The following is a 15,043-nucleotide window of genomic DNA, read 5'->3' as shown; positions in this document are numbered from 1 at the left end:
CAAGCCGTTCGCCGCAGCTGTCGGCAAGCCGCAAGAAACCGGGAAAACCGCTGGTAAGGCCCCCGACAGTGCGCCAAATCGCATCGAACCCGGCCCGGCGACGCGGTAGCCTCGACGCCCATGAGGATCGGCATCGTCGGAGCCACGGGTCAGGTCGGCAGCGTCATGCGCCAAATCCTGGCCGAGCGTCAGTTTCCGGTAGACCAGTTGCGCCTGTTCGCGTCCGCCCGCTCCGCGGGCCGGCCGATCGACTGGCAGGACCAGCAGATCACGGTGGAGGACGCGGCGACCGCCGACTACTCCGGCCTGGACATCGTGCTGTTCTCCGCGGGCAAGGGCACGTCGAAGGAGCTGGCGCCGAAGGTGGCCGCCGCCGGTGCCGTCGTCGTCGACAACTCCTCCGCCTGGCGGATGGACCCGGACGTGCCGCTGGTCGTCGCGGAGGTCAACCCGCACGCGATCGCGAACCGCCCGAAGGGCATCATCGCCAACCCCAACTGCACCACCATGGCCGCGATGCCGGTGCTGCGCCCCCTGCACGAGGAGGCCGGCCTGGTCGCGCTCGTCGCCGCCACCTACCAGGCGGTTTCCGGCGCCGGGCTCAGCGGCGTCGCCGAGCTTGACGAGCAGGTCCGCAAGGTCGCCGACGGCGCCGCCGCGCTCGCGTTCGACGGCTCGGCCGTCGAGTTCCCGGCGCCGAAGCAGTTCTCCCGGCCGATCGCCTACAACGTGCTGCCGCTCGCGGGCTCGATCGTCGACGACGGCTCGTTCGAGACCGACGAGGAGCAGAAGCTCCGCAACGAGAGCCGCAAGATCCTCGAGATCCCCGGCCTGAAGGTGTCCGGCACCTGCGTGCGCGTGCCCGTGTTCACCGGCCACTCGCTGCAGCTCAACGCCCGGTTCGAGCGGGCCGTCTCGGTCGAGCGGGCCATCGAGCTGCTCTCCGCCGCGCCCGGCGTGGTCCTGACCGACGTGCCGACGCCGCTGCAGGCCGCCGGCGCCGACCCCAGCTTCGTCGGCCGGATCCGGGTCGACGAGACCGTCGAGCACGGCCTGGCGCTGTTCGTCTCCAACGACAACCTGCGCAAGGGCGCGGCGCTGAACGCCGTCCAGATCGCCGAGCTCCTCGTCAAGTGACCAAGGTGGGGGCGGTCCTCACGGACCGCCCCCACTCCCCACGGTCAGCTCACACGTGCCGGCCGAACCACTCCAGGATCGCGTCGAAGCGCGCCACCCGGTGCGACGGCCGCCCGGACCGGGACAGCTCGTGCCCCTCCCCCGGGAAAAGCAGCAGCTCCACCGGTGTCCCGCGCCGCTTCAACGCCACGAACAGCCGCTGGGCCTGCTCGACGGGGCACCGCCAGTCGTGCTCCGAGTGGATGATCAGCACCGGGATCTCGATCTTTCCGGCGTACGTGAGCGGGCTCTGCTGCTCGAACGAGCCGCCGTTCGCGCCGTAGAGCGAGTCCGCGAACAGCCAGCCGATGTCGGAGCTGCCCTGGAAGCTGTCGATCGCGTTGACGGCCCGCTCGGAGACGGCGGCCTTGAACCGGTCGCCGTGCCGGCCCGCCAGCCAGGTGGTCATGAACCCGCCGTGCGACCCGCCGAGCACGCCGACCCGGTCGCCGTCGAGGTCGCCGGCCTCCAGCGCCGCGTCCAGCAGGGCGAGCAGGTCCCTGGCCGAGACCTCGCCGACGTTGCCGCGGACGGCCCGGCCGTGCGCCTCGCCGTAGCCGGACGAGCCGCGCGGGTTGCCGTAGACGACCGCGTAGCCCGCGCCCGCGTAGACCTGCGCCTCGTCGAAGAGGCGCCACCCGTACTGCGCGAACGGCCCGCCGTGGATCATCAGCAGCACCGGGTGGGGGCCGTCGCCGGCGGGCCTGACCACCCAGCCGTGGACCGGGTAGCCGTCCTGCGCGGTCGCGGTCAGCTCGACCTGCTCGAGCGCGGTGACGCCGGCGGAGAAGCCGGTGAGCCTGGTGTCGCCGGCGTAGACCTCGCCCCAGTCCGCCGGCCCCGCGATCGTCGTCACCAGCGTGCCGTCCGCGGCCTCGGAGAAGCCGGCCACCTGGCGGGGCCCGTCCACCACGATCTCGGGGGTCCCGCCGTCGTACGGGACGCGCAGCAGCTGCACGGCGCCGCGGTGCTCGTTGGTGAACAGCACGCCGCGTCCGGTGGCGGCGATGTCACCGCCGGGCGCGGCGAGCGTGTAGGCCTCCGCGTCCAGCAGCTGCCGGGCCGTCCCGCCCTCGACGGGCACGGACCACAGCGACTCGTTGCGGATCACCGGGTCGACGCGGCCCTCGCCGGCCAGGTTCGCGGTGAAGACGACCGACCGGCCGTCCGCCGCCCACCGGCACAGCCCGGCGCTGTACGTGGTGTCCGTCAGCACCCGGATCTCGCCGCCGCCGGCGGGCATCACGCACACGTCGGACGCGAAGTCGTCGCCCCTCGTGTCGTGCCGCTCGGACACGAACGCCAGGGTCCGCCCGTCGGGGCTCCAGTCCGGGTCGCCGTGGCCGAGTTCCCCGTCGGTCAGCTGCGTCACGGTGCCGTCGAGGTCGGCCACGTGCAGGTGGGCCGGCCGGTCCAGGAGGAAGCCGAGGCCGTCCACCCGGTAGAAGTAGCGGGTGATCCGCCGGGGTGGCTCGCCGTCGGCGCCGACCGTCTCGCCGTCGTCGGTCTTCCCCGTGCCGTAGCGGCCGTCCTGCGGTACACGGGCGGAGAACGCCAACCGGGCACTGTCCGGTGACCAGGCCGGCGTGCCGGCGCCCAGCGGCAGGTCCGTGAGGCGGCGCGGCTCGCCGCCGGCCAGGGGCATGACGCACAGCTGCGGCGCACTGTCGTGCTCGGCCTTCGGGCCGCCCGCCCGGCTCCCCACCGCCTTCGTCGCCCGCAGGAACGCCAGCCACCGCCCGTCCGGCGAGATCCGCGGCGCGCTGTCGTGCCACCCGTGGGTGAGCTGGGTGGGTTCGGCACCGCCGTCGGTCCGCACGAGCCAGAGCTGGGAGGTGTACGAGTCGGCGGCGAACTCCAGCCGGGACACCGGCACGACGGCGATCGTGCCGTCCGGGCTGACCGCGGGCGCGCCGGGGAGGCGCATTTGGGACAGATCGATTGGCTTCACGCCCCGCACAGTAGTCTGAGTCACACTTCTTACTCGCCAGTAACCTCCTACCTCTACCCTACGAATCCATGGAGTCCGTGGAGTTTCTTGATCGCGGCGCCGATCGCGTCGCGCTGCACGCGTATCCAGCGGACGACGCCCCCACCCTCGCGGTGCTGTGGCCCGCGATGGGCGTGCCGGCCCGCTACTACCGGCACTTCGCCGCCGCCCTGAACGCCGACGGCGTCGAGGTCGTCGTCGCCGACCTGCGCGGCACCGGCGACAGCACCCCGCGCCCGTCCCGGTCCTCCCGCTACGGCCTCGCCGAGCTCACCACCGACGTCGAGGCCGTCCTGGACGCCCTGAAGCCCCGCCGCGCCGGCCGCCGGACGCTGCTCGTCGGCCACTCCCTCGGCGGCCAGGTCTGCGCCCTGCACCTCGCCGTCCGCCACGCCGCCGGCCTGGACCCCGGCGTCGACGGCCTCGCCCTGCTCGCGGTCGGCCTGCCGTACTGGCGCTGCTACCCGGGCTTCACGGGGCCCGGCACGCTCGCGTTCACGCAGGCGATCGCCGCCGCCTCGACGGTCCTCGGCGTGTGGCCGGGCTGGGGCTTCGGCGGCCGCCAGTCCCGCCCGGTCATCCAGGGCTGGGCGCACACCGCCCGGACCGGCCGCTATCCCGCGCTGGACGGCGTCGACGTCGAGGCGTCATTGGCAGGTGTACGACTTCCGGTCCTGGCCGTCGACATGGAGGCCGACCAGTACACGCCAGCGCCCACCGTCGACCGGCTGACCGCCAAGCTGTCCGCGGCGGCGGTCGTCCGCGAGCACTACTCCGCCGCCGACGCCGGCTCCCCGATCGACCACTTCACCTGGGCCCGCCACGGCACTCCCCTGGCCGCCCGCGTCGCCGCCTGGGCCACCACCCTGTAACACCCACCGCCTGCCTCTTACGCGGTGCGGCGTCGGCCAGGTCGCTCACCGCGAAGCGGCGTCGGTCAGGAGCCTCGCCGCCTGGTCGGTGAGCGGGGCGCCGTGGCCGAAGCAGACGGTCGCCGGGCGCAGGGCGGCCTGCCGGCGGAACGACTCGGCGACCCGGCCGGGGTCCGCGTTGAACACGCCCGGGATGACCGCGCCGTCGGGCGTCCTGGCGATCGTGTCGCCGGTGAACAGCACCCCCGGGCCGGGCAGGTGGAACGCGACGCTGCCCGGGGTGTGCCCCGGCACCTCGACGGCCGTGGCCGTCACCCCGCCGCCCAGGTCGACGACGTCGCCGTCGCGCAGTTCCCGGTCCACCCTGGCCGGCGGCGCCGGGGCGTCGGGCAGGGTGGCGTGGACCTGCTCGTACAGGTCACGCTCCCAGCCGTCGAGCACGGGCGGCGGGACCGCGGCCCTGCCCCGGACGGCCTCGGCGTCGCCCGCGTGGGCGTGGACGGTGACGTCGCCCCAGGCGGCGATGTCCGCGGCGGCACCGGTGTGGTCGGGGTGGGCGTGGGTGAGCAGGAGGTTCCGCACGTCGCGCCGGTCGAGTCCGAGGGATTCGACGGCCGCCGCGATCAGGGGCGCCGATCCCGGCAGCCCGGTGTCGACGATGGTCAGCCCGTCGGGGCCACGCCAGAGATATGCGTGCCCCACGGGGAACGCGAACTGATAGAGACGCTCGGGCAGGAGCTCGACCAGGTCCATCCCCGGACCGTAGGCCCGACCGGGTGCCGAGGCCCAGAGCGGTCCGCCCACAGCGGATCCGCTACCGGCGAACCCCCGCGAGGTTTCCCGTTCGCGGTCCTGACATGACGAAACCCCCGGCTCCGCGAGGGAGCCGGGGGTTTCGCACGGGATCGGGGTCAGTGGCCGCTGGTGATTTCCTCGCGGTCACGGTCCTCGGCGACCTGGCGCGGCTTGGGGGCCGGGCCGGCCTTCTCGATCGGGTAGAAGAAGCCCTTCACCGTCGGGGCCAGGGCACCGAGGCGGTTCATCTTCTTCGGCACGACCCAGCCGGCGTAGTCGAGGCCGTGGGCCTCGCCGTGCGCCTCCTCGGCGGGGCCGTGGCCGTTGCCCGAGGGCAGCGGCTGGTGGATCTCGACGAACTTGCCGTCGGGGAGGCGGCGGATGATGCCGGTCTCCACGCCGTGGGCGAGGACCTCGCGGTCGTGCTGCTGCAGGCCGAGAGCCACCCGGTACGCCACGTAGTACGCCAGCGGCGGGAGCACCAGGATGCCGATGCGGCCGGCCCACGTCATCGCGTTGAGGCTGATGTGGAACTTGTCCGCGAGGACGTCGTTGCCGCCGGAGATGAGCAGGACCACGTAGAACGCGATGGCCATGGAGCCCAGGGCGGTCCGCAGCGGGTTGTCGCGCGGGCGCTCCAGGAGGTTGTGGACCCGTTTGTCCTTGCTGAACCTGGCCTCGATGAACGGATAGAAGATCGGCAACATCGTCAGGATGCCGGGTAGCACCACCGTCGGCCAGAAGATCGGCGGGATGGTGTAACCGTCACCGTAGAAGAAGTCGAACCGGATCTCCCAGGCCGGGAAGAGACGGGTCGAGCCGTCGAGGAACATGACGTACCAGTCGGGCTGGCTCGCCGCCGAGACGACCGCCGCCTTGTACGGGCCGAACAGCCAGATCGGGTTGATCTGGAACAGGCCCGCGAGCGCCGCGATCATCGCGAACACGATCATGAAGAAGCCGCCGGCCTTGGCCGCGAAGCCGGGGAACATGCGCACGCCGACCACGTTGTTGTTGGTGCGGCCGGGGCCGGGCCACTGGGTGTGCTTCTGCTTCACCAGCAGGCCCATGTGCACGCTGATCAGGCCGAGCAGCGCGCCCGGGACCAGCAGCACGTGCACGATGTAGAGGCGGTCGAGGATGACCTCACCCGGGAACTCACCACCGAACAGCGACGTGGTCACCCACGTGCCGACGATCGGGATGGACAGCATGATCGCGCTGGCGATGCGCAGGCCGGTGCCGGACAGCGCGTCGTCAGGCAGCGAGTAGCCGCCGAAGCCCTCGAGGAAGCCCATCCAGAAGAGCAGGACGCCGACGATCCAGTTGGCCTCGCGGGGCTTGCGGAACGCGCCGGTGAAGAAGACCCGGAACATGTGCACCACGATCGCGGCCATGAACAGCAGCGCGGCCCAGTGGTGCATCTGGCGCATGAAGAGGCCGCCGCGCACGTCGAACGAGATGTGCAGCGCGGTGTTGTACGCCTGCGACATCTCCACGCCCTTCAGGGGCGCGTAGCTGCCGTCATACACGACCTCGCGCAGCGACGGGTCGAAGAACAACGACAGGAAGATGCCGCTGAGCAGCAGGACGATGAACGAGTAGAGCGCGATCTCACCCAGCAGGAAGGACCAGTGGTCGGGGAAGACCTTGTTCATCAGCCGCCGCAGCGGGGTGGCCGCCTGGAACCGCTCGTCGAGTGCCTTGGCGGAGTTGGCCGGGAGAGCCCGGACGTCGATCTTACGCCGTTTCATGGCCGCTCCCAGAAGGCCGGTCCGACCGGAATCTTGTAGTCCGAGGTCGCGATGAAGTACCCCTCATCGTCCACCGTAATCGGCAGCTGGGGCAAGGCGCGGCTGGCCGGACCGAAGATGGGCCGCGCGTTGTCCGTGATCTGGAACTGCGACTGGTGGCACGGGCACAGCAGGCGGTTGGTCTGCTGCTCGTACAGGCTGGCGGGGCAGCCGGCGTGGGTGCAGATCTTCGAGTAGGCCACGAAGTTCTGCCACTGGGAGCCCTTGTTGATCTCCTTGACGTTGCCCAGCGTCGCCTCGGCGTCCACCTCACGCAGGTGGATGAGCAGCGTCGGCGAGTCGGCCCACTTGTTGGTGGCGCCGTGCGGGATGCCGGGGAAGACCGTGATCTGGCCGCCGATGCTGACGTCGGCGGGGCGGATCGGGGTGCCGTCCTCGTGGGTCAGGCGCACCGGCTTGCCGTCGTTGTACTTCGGGTCCCAGCCGGTGGTGAAGAAGACGTTGTCGCCGTTCTGCGTCGGCGCCTTGATCAGCGAGCCGACGAGCAGCGCGCCCGCGACCGCGCCGAGCGGGGCGGCACCGGCCAGGAACGCCATGCCGACGAAGCGGCGGCGCTTGAGGCCGAGCTCGTCGCCCATGTTCAGGATCGTCGCCGCGGTCAGGACCTGCTCGGTGCTGTCGGACGGGCCGTCGTGCCGCTCCTGGATCGAGACCTCCTCGGGCAGGAGCTTCTTGCTCCACACGACGATGCCGAGGCCCAGGGTGAGCAGGGCCAGGCCGAGCGTCGCGCCGAGGACCGGCGTGTAGTACGGGAAGAGGTCGCGGTAGGTCGCGTCGCCCTCGCCGTACTTCCACGGCCAGGCGATGTAGGCGACCACGAACGCGGTCGACGCCAGGCCGGTGAGCAGGAACAGGAACGCCAGGACGCGCTCGATGCGGCGCTCCGCGCGGGTGCCCGGGACCGGGAACCGCGGCGCGTAGTGCACGATCTCGACACCGTCGCGGCGGGCGCCCTCCCTGACCAGGTCGAACCTGGTCAGGGACGCGTCACTCGCGTCGAACTCGTCGTCGGACGGGTGGTGGGTGGTCATGACTTCCCTGCAATCCACAGCGTGGCGAACACGAGCGCCGCGATACCGACGAGGAAGATGACGAGGCCCTCGGGCACTGGGCCGTACCGGCCGAGGTTCCAGCCGCCCGGGTCGCTCGCCTGGCTCTTGTTGAGGTTCTGGATGTAGGCGATGATCGCGGCCTTGTCGTCCGGGCTCAGCTGGTTGTTGCCGAACACGGGCATGTTCTGCGGGCCGGTCAGCATCGCCGCGTAGATGTCGCGGTTGGTCGAGTGCTCCAGCGACGGGGCGAACTTGCCGGACGACAGCGCGCCGCCGCCGGTGGAGAACGCGTGGCACGAGGAGCAGTTGACCCGGTACAGCTCGCCGCCGTGGGCGAGGATCTTGTCGTCGCCCCGGGCCTGCTTGATCTGCTCGTCGAGGCTCGCCGCGCTGGGCAGCTGCGGACCGCCGCCGAGCTCCTGGATGTAGGCGCCCAGCTGCGCGGCCTGCTCCTCGTTGAACTGCGGCTGCTTGCGCTCGGCCTGCGCCTCCTGGCGCGTGAGCGGCATGCGGCCGGTGTTGACCTGGAACTCCACCGCGGCGGAGCCGACGCCGATGAGGCTCGGTCCCCGGTCCTCGACGCCCTGGGCGTTGCGGCCGTGGCAGGTGATGCAGCTGACCTCGTAGATCGCCTTGCCCTCGGCCGCCGCGTCGGACAGCTTCACGGTGTCCTCGGCGCGACCGACGCCGGGCGCGTATGACGTGTAGAGGCCGCCGACGATCGTGAGCGCCGCGACCAGGCGCACAGCCGCCGACAACCGCCGGCGCAGCTTGCCTCGCGCCGCGCGCGCGCCACCCGGCACCAGCCGGGCAAGCGGCCGCTTGCTCTGCTCAGAAGTCATGGCCTCACCTTTGTGATCATCACCTAAGTCGTGGAGGAGAAGTGGTGGTCCCGGGAGCGTGACGCGGCCCGGACTCCTACTGCAGGAAGTAGATCATCGCGAACAGTGCGATCCACACCACGTCGACGAAGTGCCAGTAGTACGACACGACGATCGCCGCGGTGGCCTGGGCGGGGGTGAACCGGCCCATGGTGGTGCGGATCAGATAGATGATGAAGGCGATGAGCCCGCCCGTGACGTGCAGGCCGTGGAAGCCGGTCGTCAGGTAGAACATCGAGCCGTAACCGTCACCGTTGATCTTCACGCCCTCGGAGACCAGGGTCACGTACTCGTTGGCCTGGCCGAGCACGAAGATCAGGCCCATCACGAAGGTCAGCGCGAACCACCGGCGCAGGCCGTGCACGTCACCGCGCTCGGCGCGGAACACGCCGATCTGGCAGGTGATGGACGACAGCACCAGGACGGTGGTGAAGGTCAACGCGTACCAGACGTTGAGGACCTCGGTGTGCTCGTGCCACAGCTCAGGAGCCGCCGCACGGATCGAGAAATACATCGCGAACAGCGCCGCGAAGAACATCAACTCGCTGGAGAGCCACACGATCGTCCCGACACTGACCATGTTGGGCCTGGTCAGTGAGTGGATCTGGCTCTTGGCAATCGCTGGGGCCGCAGTCACGCCGTCATTATTGCCCCCCGATCATCAGCGACTTTTCACGGGGTCCACCAGAGAGGGACGATTCGGCCTCCGGCATAGGCTGTGCACGTGTTGCTAGCTGCAGATCCAGGGCCTCCGTCCGTCGCGGGCATCCTCGGCACGGTGCACGTGTCGTGGTTGACGCTGCTGCTGGTCGTCGCCGCCGGGGTGTACCTCGCGGGCGTGCTGAGCCTGCGCCGGCGCGGCGACGCGTGGCCCCTCGCGCGGGTGGTGCTCTTCCTCGGGCCGGGCCTCGGCTCGATCGCGGCGGTCACCATGTCCGGCGTCGAGCGCTACGACACGACACTGCTCAGCGTCCACATGATCCAGCACATGATGCTGTCGATGATCGCGCCGATCTTCCTCGCCCTCGGCGCGCCCGTCACCCTCGCGCTGCGCACGCTGCCGCCGCGGGGCCGGCGGGTGGTGCTGACCGTGGTGCACTCGCGGGCGGCGCGGATCCTCGCGTTCCCCCTGGTGGCGTTCGGCTTCTTCGTCGTGACGCCGTTCGTGCTGTATTTCACCGGCCTGTACGAGCTGACGATGCGCCACGGCTGGGTGCACGAGCTGACCCACGCGCACTTCATCGCCGTGGGCTGCCTGTTCTTCTGGCCGCTGATCGGCCTCGACCCGTTGCCGGGGCGCTGGCCGTACCCGGCGCGGGCGCTGCTGATGTTCCTGTCGACGCCGTTCCACACGGTCCTCGGGCTGACCATCATGCAGAGCAAGGAGCTGCTCGGCGGCGACTGGTACCCGTCGCTGGGCCTGGCCTGGGCCGACCCGGTGCACGACCAGGTCGTCGCCGGCGGGGTCCTGTGGGCGGGCGGGGAGTTCGTCTCCGTGACGATGCTCGCCGTGCTCGTCGTGCAGTGGATGCGCCAGTCGGACCGGGAGGCGAAGCGGATCGACCGGCGCCTCGACCGCGAGGAGCGGCAGCGGGTCGAGGAGCAGGAGTGGTCCGCCCGCACCGGCATCACCATCACCGATGACGGTACGATCCCCGAGGCACCCGCCACACGAGGAGCAGCGCGCACATGACACAGCACACCGTCCTGCTGTACAGCGACGATCCCGAGGTCCGCGACCGCATGCGGCTCGCCATCGGCAGCCGTCCCGCGGCCGACCTCACGGTGAAGTTCGTCGACGCCTCCACCTACGCGGAGGTCGTCAGGCTCGTCGACGACACCGACGTGGACCTGCTGGTCCTCGACGGCGAGGCGACCCCCGGCGGGGGTCTCGGCATCGCCCGCCAGCTCAAGGACGAGATCACCGACCCGCCGCCGGTCGTCCTGGCGATCGCCCGGGCCGCCGACCGCTGGCTGGCGTCCTACGCGCGGGTCGAGGGCACGATCATGTATCCGCTGGACCCGGTCACCACGGGCAAGACGGTGTCGGACCTCCTGCGCTCGCTCCCCGTCCAGGGCTGAGCATGGGCGAGCGGACCTGGCCCCAGCTGCTCAACGCCCTGCTCCGGGGCGAGGACCTGTCCAACGACGACACCGGCTGGGCCATGGGCGAGATCATGGCCGGCTCGGCCACGCCCAGCCAGATCGCCGCGTTCGTCGTCGCGCTGCGCGCCAAGGGTGAGACGATCACCGAGGTGGCCGGCGTCGCCGAGACGATGCTGTCCATCGCGCCGAAGGTCCCGCTCACCGACGCCCAGCGCGACGCCGCCGTCGACATCGTCGGCACCGGCGGCGACCGTGCCAACACCGTCAACATCTCCACGATGGCCGCGATCGTCACCGCCGCCGCCGGCGTGCCGGTCGTGAAGCACGGCAACCGCGCCGCCTCCTCCTCCACCGGCGCCGCGGACCTCCTCGAGGCGCTCGGGGTCACCATCGACCTCGGCCCCGACGAGGTGGCCCGCTGCGTGCAGGAGGTCGGGATCGGCTTCTGCTTCGCGGCCCGCTTCCACCCCGGCATGCGCCACGCCTCGGCCACCCGCCGCGAGATGGGCGTGCCGACGGTCTTCAACTTCCTCGGCCCGCTCACCAACCCGGCGCAGCCGACCGCGGCGACCGTCGGGTGCTTCGACACGCGCATGGCGTCGGTGATGGCGTCGGTACTGGCGAAGCGCAACTTCTCCGTGCTGCTCGTGCGCGGCGAGGACGGCCTGGACGAGTTCACCACCGGCGCGCCCACCCGCGTGTGGGCGGTCAGCGGCGGCTCGGTCACCGAGACGGTCCTCGACGCGGCCGACCTGGGCCTGCCCCGCTCCGCCCCGGGTGACCTGCGCGGCGGCGACCCGGCCCACAACGTCGCGGTGGCGCACCGCATGTTCGCCGGCGAGACCGGCCCGGTCCGCGACGCGGTCCTGGTCAACGCGGCCGCCGCCATCGCCGCCCGCGACGGCCTCTCCCCCACGGGCCTGCCCGACCAGCTCCGCGCCGGCATCGCCCGCGCCGCGGCCGCCGTCGACTCGGGCGCCGCGACCGCGCTCGTCACCCGCTGGGCCGCCTTCAAGCCGTAACGCCCGCTCTTTGACCCCACCGTTGATCGAATGACGGATCCGGTCGTGATGACGGCCGGATCCGCTACTCGATCAACGCGGGCGGCCCGGGGGCCGGTGATGTTTTCATCGGTTATGTCGTGGCGCTTCGCGCCCGACATAACCGAAATTTCGGATATGTTCGCGGAGCGGACATATCCGGGGTAAAGGCAGGCGACCGCGTGACCCGGAAGCGGTGCGGGGCGTTGACGAAACGTGGCCAACACTCCCAACTCGCAGAAAAAGGCGCTGGTGTCGGCGGTCCTTGCCGGGGCGTTGACGCTCGGGTTCGCCGGCATGATGGCGAAGTCGTGCGGCGCACCGGTGCAGGAGCAGGCGGAGGCCGCCAACCCCGCCCTCGAGCTGGTCGACAGTCTCGCGTCCAGGCTGGTGCTCGGGCTGCAGACGGACGCGACGATCCAGTACCAGACCGCCGCCGGGGCCGGCGTCGTCGTCTCCCAGTCGATGCCGCGACGGGCCTACCGGGGGTTCGGCGTCACGTACATCGCGACGCCCGACGGCACGTACCTGTGCCGGAACGTGACCCCCTCGCCGTCCCCGAAGGCCAAGAAGAGCCCTCAGCCGGTCCCTCAGTGCGACGAAGGCCCGGGGGCGGACACGATGTCCCCCTCCCAGGCCAGGGACATCAGCGACGCGTTCGGGGGCGAGTTCATGGCCCCTGAGGCGGCGATGGGCAGGCTCGCCACGATCGCCCGGGGTGAGGAGGTGCGGACGGGCACCTCCAAGCACGGCGACGCCCAGTGCGTGTCGGTGACGGCGCGCGGCATCCGCACCGAGACGGCGTGCGTCAACCCGGCCGGGTTGCTGGCGTACTTCGAGGGCACCACGGACGCCGGGAAGTACACGCAGCTCACCCTGCAGTACACGACTCCCAGCGTCAGCGACGAGGCGTTCCTGCCGCCGACCGCGAAGCCGGCCGTGAAGGCGACGGCCTCGGCCAGGCCCGCCGCGAAGGCGATCCCCAGCCCCACCCGGGCCCCGAAGCCGAGCGCTACCGAAAAGTGATGTGACACGCCGCGGGCCGTCCCGGGCGGGGGCGGCCGGCGGTGGCAGCGTGACCCGCATGGAGCTGCACTGCGACACCTGCGCCCGGCAGCGGATCTTCGAACAGCCGGCGTGCCCCGACCACCCGCGGGCGACCTGCCCCGACCGGGCCTGCACGGCCTGCGGCGCCGCGATCGTGGTGGCGCCGGTCATCCTGCTGATGGACCGCCGCTCGCGGGTGATCCTCCGGCAGCGGCGGAAAGCGGCCTGAACGACCGTTCAGCTCTCCGTGGATACCGTTCGGCGCAAGTTCCCCGCCGGTACACATCGAGGCCTGACAATCTGTTCATGAATCTCCGGCGCGCCGCCGGCCTCGCGCTCGCTTGCGCGGTGGCCGGCATCGTCACCACCGCATCCCCCGCCGCCGCGGCCGGCATCGACGAGAAGCTGGCCGTCATGTCGTCGTGGTCGCAGCCGACCGCCGCGAGCTACAACGCCTGGAACACCGCCCGCCAGCACCAGTCCGACTGGGCCGCCTACGGCTTCGACTGGTCCACCGACTACTGCTCCAGCAGCCCCGACCAGCCGCTCGGCTTCGACTTCCGGCTGTCGTGCCAGCGGCACGACTTCGGCTACCGCAACTACAAGGCGGTCGGGCAGTTCCCGGCCAACAAGTCCCGCATCGACGACGCGTTCTACCGCGACCTGAAGGCCAAGTGCGCCACGTACAACGCGTTCGTCCGGCCGGCCTGCACCAGCCTCGCGTGGACGTACTACCAGGCCGTTTCCGCGTTCGGGAACCTCGTCGTCAGCGACGGCGACCTGCAGCGCGCCGCGGACCTCAAGGAGCGCGGCGAGCTCGCCGCCGCCAGGTCCAGGGCATGAAGAAGGGGGCCCCACCAGGGGCCCCCTTCTTTCAACGAACCTCAGTTGCCTCAGTGCTCGGCTCCGCGACGGCTGCCGGTGTAGTACTCGAACATCAGCCCGCAGGTGGCGACGATGACCGAGACCAGGCCGACCGCGACGAGCCACCACTGGTCGAACGCCAGACCGATGCTGGCGGTCGCCGCGGAGAGCGCGATGCCGACGGGCCAGTAGCTGCCCGGGCTGAAGAAGCCCAGGTCGCCGGCGCCCTCGTGGATCTCCGCCTCGGGCCGGTCCTCGGGACGCGGCTCGATGCGGCGCGAGATCAGCCACAGCGCGCTGCCGATCATCGTGAGCAGCAGCCCCGACAGGACCAGCGCGACCACGCCGATCCACTCGACGCCGCGGTGTCCGGTCTGCTCGTGCGGGGCCACGTCGGTCCACCAGCCGTAGAGCGCGGCCATCGCGAACACGAACAACGCGAGCACGAAGAACAAGCGTCCTTCTGACTTCATCGCCGTGCGCCCTTTCTCAGCTCGAGGACCGCTTGGTGCGGTCGGTGTCGAACGGCTGCGTCTTCGTCGCGTAGCCCTGGTTCGGGAAGCCCAGCTGCGCCAGGGCCTCCGGGGTGCTCTTACCGGCGGTCCGCAGGGCCAGGTACTGGCCGTACTGCTCGGCCGACACGACCCGCAGCTCGAAGTTCATCATCGAGTGATACGTGCCGCACAGCTCCGCGCACCGGCCGACGTAGGCGCCGGCGGCGTTGTCCTTCAGCTTGATCTCGAACCTGTTCTCCACGCCGGGGATGACGTCCCGCTTGAACAGGATGTCCGGCACCCAGAACGAGTGGATGACGTCGCGCGAGGTCTCCTTGAACTGCACCGACTTGCCCGCCGGCAGCACCAGCACCGGGATGTAGTCGTCGGCGCCGACCGTCGTGATCGGCTTGCCGTCCGGGCCCTTGGTGTCGCTGTACACGAACTGCCAGTTCCACTTCGAGGCGATGACCTCGATGTTGACGTCCGGGTTCTTCGACAGCCGGTCGACGTCGGTCTGGATGATCGCGGTGTAGAAGAACAACACGGCGATGACCACGAACGGCGCGACCGTGTACAGGATCTCGAACGGCATGTTGTACCGCGTCTGGGGCGGCAGCTCGTCGCCGCGCTTGCGGTACCGCACGACGCACCAGAAGATCAGGCCCCACACGAAGACACCGACCACGAGCGCGGCGACCACGGACCCGATCCACAGGTCGTACATGCGATCGCCCTGCTGGGTGATGCCCTTCGGCCAACCGAACCCGGCGAACGCGTCGTCGACGGAGCACCCGGCGAGCAGGGTCGTCACCGCGACGGCCGAGACGGCGAGCCCGACGGCGCGCCCAAGGGCACCCACAGGGCTCAAACCCTTTGAGACCACCTGCTCCTGCCTCCTTAGCAGCGCCG

16 protein-coding genes are annotated in these 15,043 nt (G+C 70.9%); 8 read left to right on the top strand and 8 right to left on the bottom strand.

Annotation, left to right across the window (positions count from 1 at the left end; translation table 11 throughout):
• The first annotated feature begins 120 nt into the window (after positions 1 to 120).
• Positions 121 to 1,137: an aspartate-semialdehyde dehydrogenase gene (locus ACQEVZ_RS35565; protein ID WP_433374690.1), complete on the top strand. Its 1,017-nt coding sequence runs from the start codon at positions 121 to 123 to the stop codon at positions 1,135 to 1,137.
• 49 nt (positions 1,138 to 1,186) lie between these two features.
• Here ACQEVZ_RS35565 and ACQEVZ_RS35560 read toward each other — a convergent pair whose 3' ends face one another.
• Positions 1,187 to 3,127 carry a S9 family peptidase gene (locus tag ACQEVZ_RS35560; RefSeq protein ID WP_433374687.1) on the bottom strand — a complete coding sequence of 647 codons (1,941 nt, stop codon included), beginning with the start codon at positions 3,125 to 3,127 and terminating at the stop codon, positions 1,187 to 1,189.
• Positions 3,128 to 3,195: 68 nt separating this feature from the next.
• Between ACQEVZ_RS35560 and ACQEVZ_RS35555 the strand changes: the two genes are divergently transcribed.
• The gene (locus ACQEVZ_RS35555) at positions 3,196 to 4,038 is read left to right on the top strand and encodes an alpha/beta hydrolase family protein (RefSeq protein WP_433374684.1); all 843 of its coding nucleotides are present in this window, start codon (positions 3,196 to 3,198) and stop codon (positions 4,036 to 4,038) included.
• A 45-nt stretch (positions 4,039 to 4,083) separates the two neighbouring features.
• Here the strand turns inward: ACQEVZ_RS35555 and ACQEVZ_RS35550 are convergent, their stop codons facing one another.
• The 5 genes from ACQEVZ_RS35550 to ctaE form a co-directional block, all read right to left on the bottom strand.
• Positions 4,084 to 4,791: an MBL fold metallo-hydrolase gene (locus ACQEVZ_RS35550; RefSeq protein WP_344506264.1), complete on the bottom strand. Its 708-nt coding sequence runs from the start codon at positions 4,789 to 4,791 to the stop codon at positions 4,084 to 4,086.
• A gap of 158 nt (positions 4,792 to 4,949) precedes the next feature.
• Positions 4,950 to 6,587 carry a cytochrome bc1 complex cytochrome b subunit gene (gene qcrB / locus ACQEVZ_RS35545; RefSeq protein ID WP_344506263.1) on the bottom strand — a complete coding sequence of 546 codons (1,638 nt, stop codon included), beginning with the start codon at positions 6,585 to 6,587 and terminating at the stop codon, positions 4,950 to 4,952.
• A complete protein-coding gene (gene qcrA, locus ACQEVZ_RS35540; protein WP_433374679.1) occupies positions 6,584 to 7,678 on the bottom strand; it encodes a cytochrome bc1 complex Rieske iron-sulfur subunit in 1,095 nt (364 codons plus the stop codon). The genes qcrB and qcrA overlap by 4 nt, the downstream gene beginning before the upstream one ends.
• Positions 7,675 to 8,541, bottom strand: coding sequence for a cytochrome bc1 complex diheme cytochrome c subunit (gene qcrC, locus ACQEVZ_RS35535; RefSeq protein WP_433374676.1), 867 nt, complete (start codon positions 8,539 to 8,541; stop codon positions 7,675 to 7,677). Before qcrC ends, qcrA begins: the two co-directional genes overlap by 4 nt.
• Before the next feature lie 76 nt (positions 8,542 to 8,617).
• Complete coding sequence (gene ctaE / locus ACQEVZ_RS35530; RefSeq protein ID WP_344506260.1) at positions 8,618 to 9,217, bottom strand: aa3-type cytochrome oxidase subunit III; 600 nt, start codon at positions 9,215 to 9,217, stop codon at positions 8,618 to 8,620.
• A 90-nt stretch (positions 9,218 to 9,307) separates the two neighbouring features.
• Here ctaE and ACQEVZ_RS35525 point away from each other — a divergent pair, with 90 nt between their 5' ends.
• From ACQEVZ_RS35525 to ACQEVZ_RS35500, 6 genes are all read left to right on the top strand, one after another.
• Positions 9,308 to 10,273 carry a cytochrome c oxidase assembly protein gene (locus tag ACQEVZ_RS35525; protein ID WP_433377149.1) on the top strand — a complete coding sequence of 322 codons (966 nt, stop codon included), beginning with the start codon at positions 9,308 to 9,310 and terminating at the stop codon, positions 10,271 to 10,273.
• The gene (locus ACQEVZ_RS35520) at positions 10,270 to 10,662 is read left to right on the top strand and encodes a hypothetical protein (RefSeq protein WP_344506258.1); all 393 of its coding nucleotides are present in this window, start codon (positions 10,270 to 10,272) and stop codon (positions 10,660 to 10,662) included. Before ACQEVZ_RS35525 ends, ACQEVZ_RS35520 begins: the two co-directional genes overlap by 4 nt.
• A gap of 2 nt (positions 10,663 to 10,664) precedes the next feature.
• Positions 10,665 to 11,708 (top strand): anthranilate phosphoribosyltransferase, encoded by a 1,044-nt coding sequence (trpD, locus tag ACQEVZ_RS35515; protein ID WP_344506257.1) that lies wholly within the window; start codon positions 10,665 to 10,667, stop codon positions 11,706 to 11,708.
• Between the two features lie 234 nt (positions 11,709 to 11,942).
• Complete coding sequence (locus ACQEVZ_RS35510; RefSeq protein ID WP_433374671.1) at positions 11,943 to 12,752, top strand: hypothetical protein; 810 nt, start codon at positions 11,943 to 11,945, stop codon at positions 12,750 to 12,752.
• Positions 12,753 to 12,801: 49 nt separating this feature from the next.
• Positions 12,802 to 13,002, top strand: a complete 201-nt coding sequence (locus tag ACQEVZ_RS35505; protein ID WP_344506255.1) for a hypothetical protein — start codon at positions 12,802 to 12,804, stop codon at positions 13,000 to 13,002.
• Between the two features lie 77 nt (positions 13,003 to 13,079).
• The gene (locus tag ACQEVZ_RS35500; RefSeq protein WP_433374668.1) at positions 13,080 to 13,616 is read left to right on the top strand and encodes a phospholipase; all 537 of its coding nucleotides are present in this window, start codon (positions 13,080 to 13,082) and stop codon (positions 13,614 to 13,616) included.
• Between the two features lie 50 nt (positions 13,617 to 13,666).
• On the opposite strand, the gene ACQEVZ_RS35495 is transcribed toward ACQEVZ_RS35500, so the two are convergent.
• Positions 13,667 to 14,110, bottom strand: a complete 444-nt coding sequence (locus ACQEVZ_RS35495; protein WP_433374665.1) for a cytochrome c oxidase subunit 4 — start codon at positions 14,108 to 14,110, stop codon at positions 13,667 to 13,669.
• Positions 14,111 to 14,126: 16 nt separating this feature from the next.
• Positions 14,127 to 14,993, bottom strand: coding sequence for an aa3-type cytochrome oxidase subunit II (gene ctaC / locus ACQEVZ_RS35490; protein ID WP_433374663.1), 867 nt, complete (start codon positions 14,991 to 14,993; stop codon positions 14,127 to 14,129).
• Positions 14,994 to 15,043 lie beyond the last annotated feature (50 nt).

It is taken from the genome of Dactylosporangium sp. CA-152071 (assembly GCF_050936335.1).
Classification (GTDB): domain Bacteria; phylum Actinomycetota; class Actinomycetes; order Mycobacteriales; family Micromonosporaceae; genus Dactylosporangium; species Dactylosporangium maewongense.
This window is presented reverse-complemented; position numbering and strand designations above follow the sequence as displayed.

Bases quoted from the DNA above. Each gene is read 5' to 3' on its own strand.
- ACQEVZ_RS35565 (WP_433374690.1), top strand. From the start codon at position 121: ATGAGGATCGGCATCGTCGGAGCCACGGGTCAGGTCGGCAGCGTCATG.
- ACQEVZ_RS35555 (WP_433374684.1), top strand. From the start codon at position 3,196: ATGGAGTCCGTGGAGTTTCTTGATCGCGGCGCCGATCGCGTCGCGCTG.
- ACQEVZ_RS35550 (WP_344506264.1), bottom strand. From the start codon at position 4,791: ATGGACCTGGTCGAGCTCCTGCCCGAGCGTCTCTATCAGTTCGCGTTC.
- qcrB (WP_344506263.1), bottom strand. From the start codon at position 6,587: ATGAAACGGCGTAAGATCGACGTCCGGGCTCTCCCGGCCAACTCCGCC.
- qcrA (WP_433374679.1), bottom strand. From the start codon at position 7,678: ATGACCACCCACCACCCGTCCGACGACGAGTTCGACGCGAGTGACGCG.
- qcrC (WP_433374676.1), bottom strand. From the start codon at position 8,541: ATGACTTCTGAGCAGAGCAAGCGGCCGCTTGCCCGGCTGGTGCCGGGT.
- ACQEVZ_RS35520 (WP_344506258.1), top strand. From the start codon at position 10,270: ATGACACAGCACACCGTCCTGCTGTACAGCGACGATCCCGAGGTCCGC.
- trpD (WP_344506257.1), top strand. From the start codon at position 10,665: ATGGGCGAGCGGACCTGGCCCCAGCTGCTCAACGCCCTGCTCCGGGGC.
- ACQEVZ_RS35500 (WP_433374668.1), top strand. From the start codon at position 13,080: ATGAATCTCCGGCGCGCCGCCGGCCTCGCGCTCGCTTGCGCGGTGGCC.
- ACQEVZ_RS35495 (WP_433374665.1), bottom strand. From the start codon at position 14,110: ATGAAGTCAGAAGGACGCTTGTTCTTCGTGCTCGCGTTGTTCGTGTTC.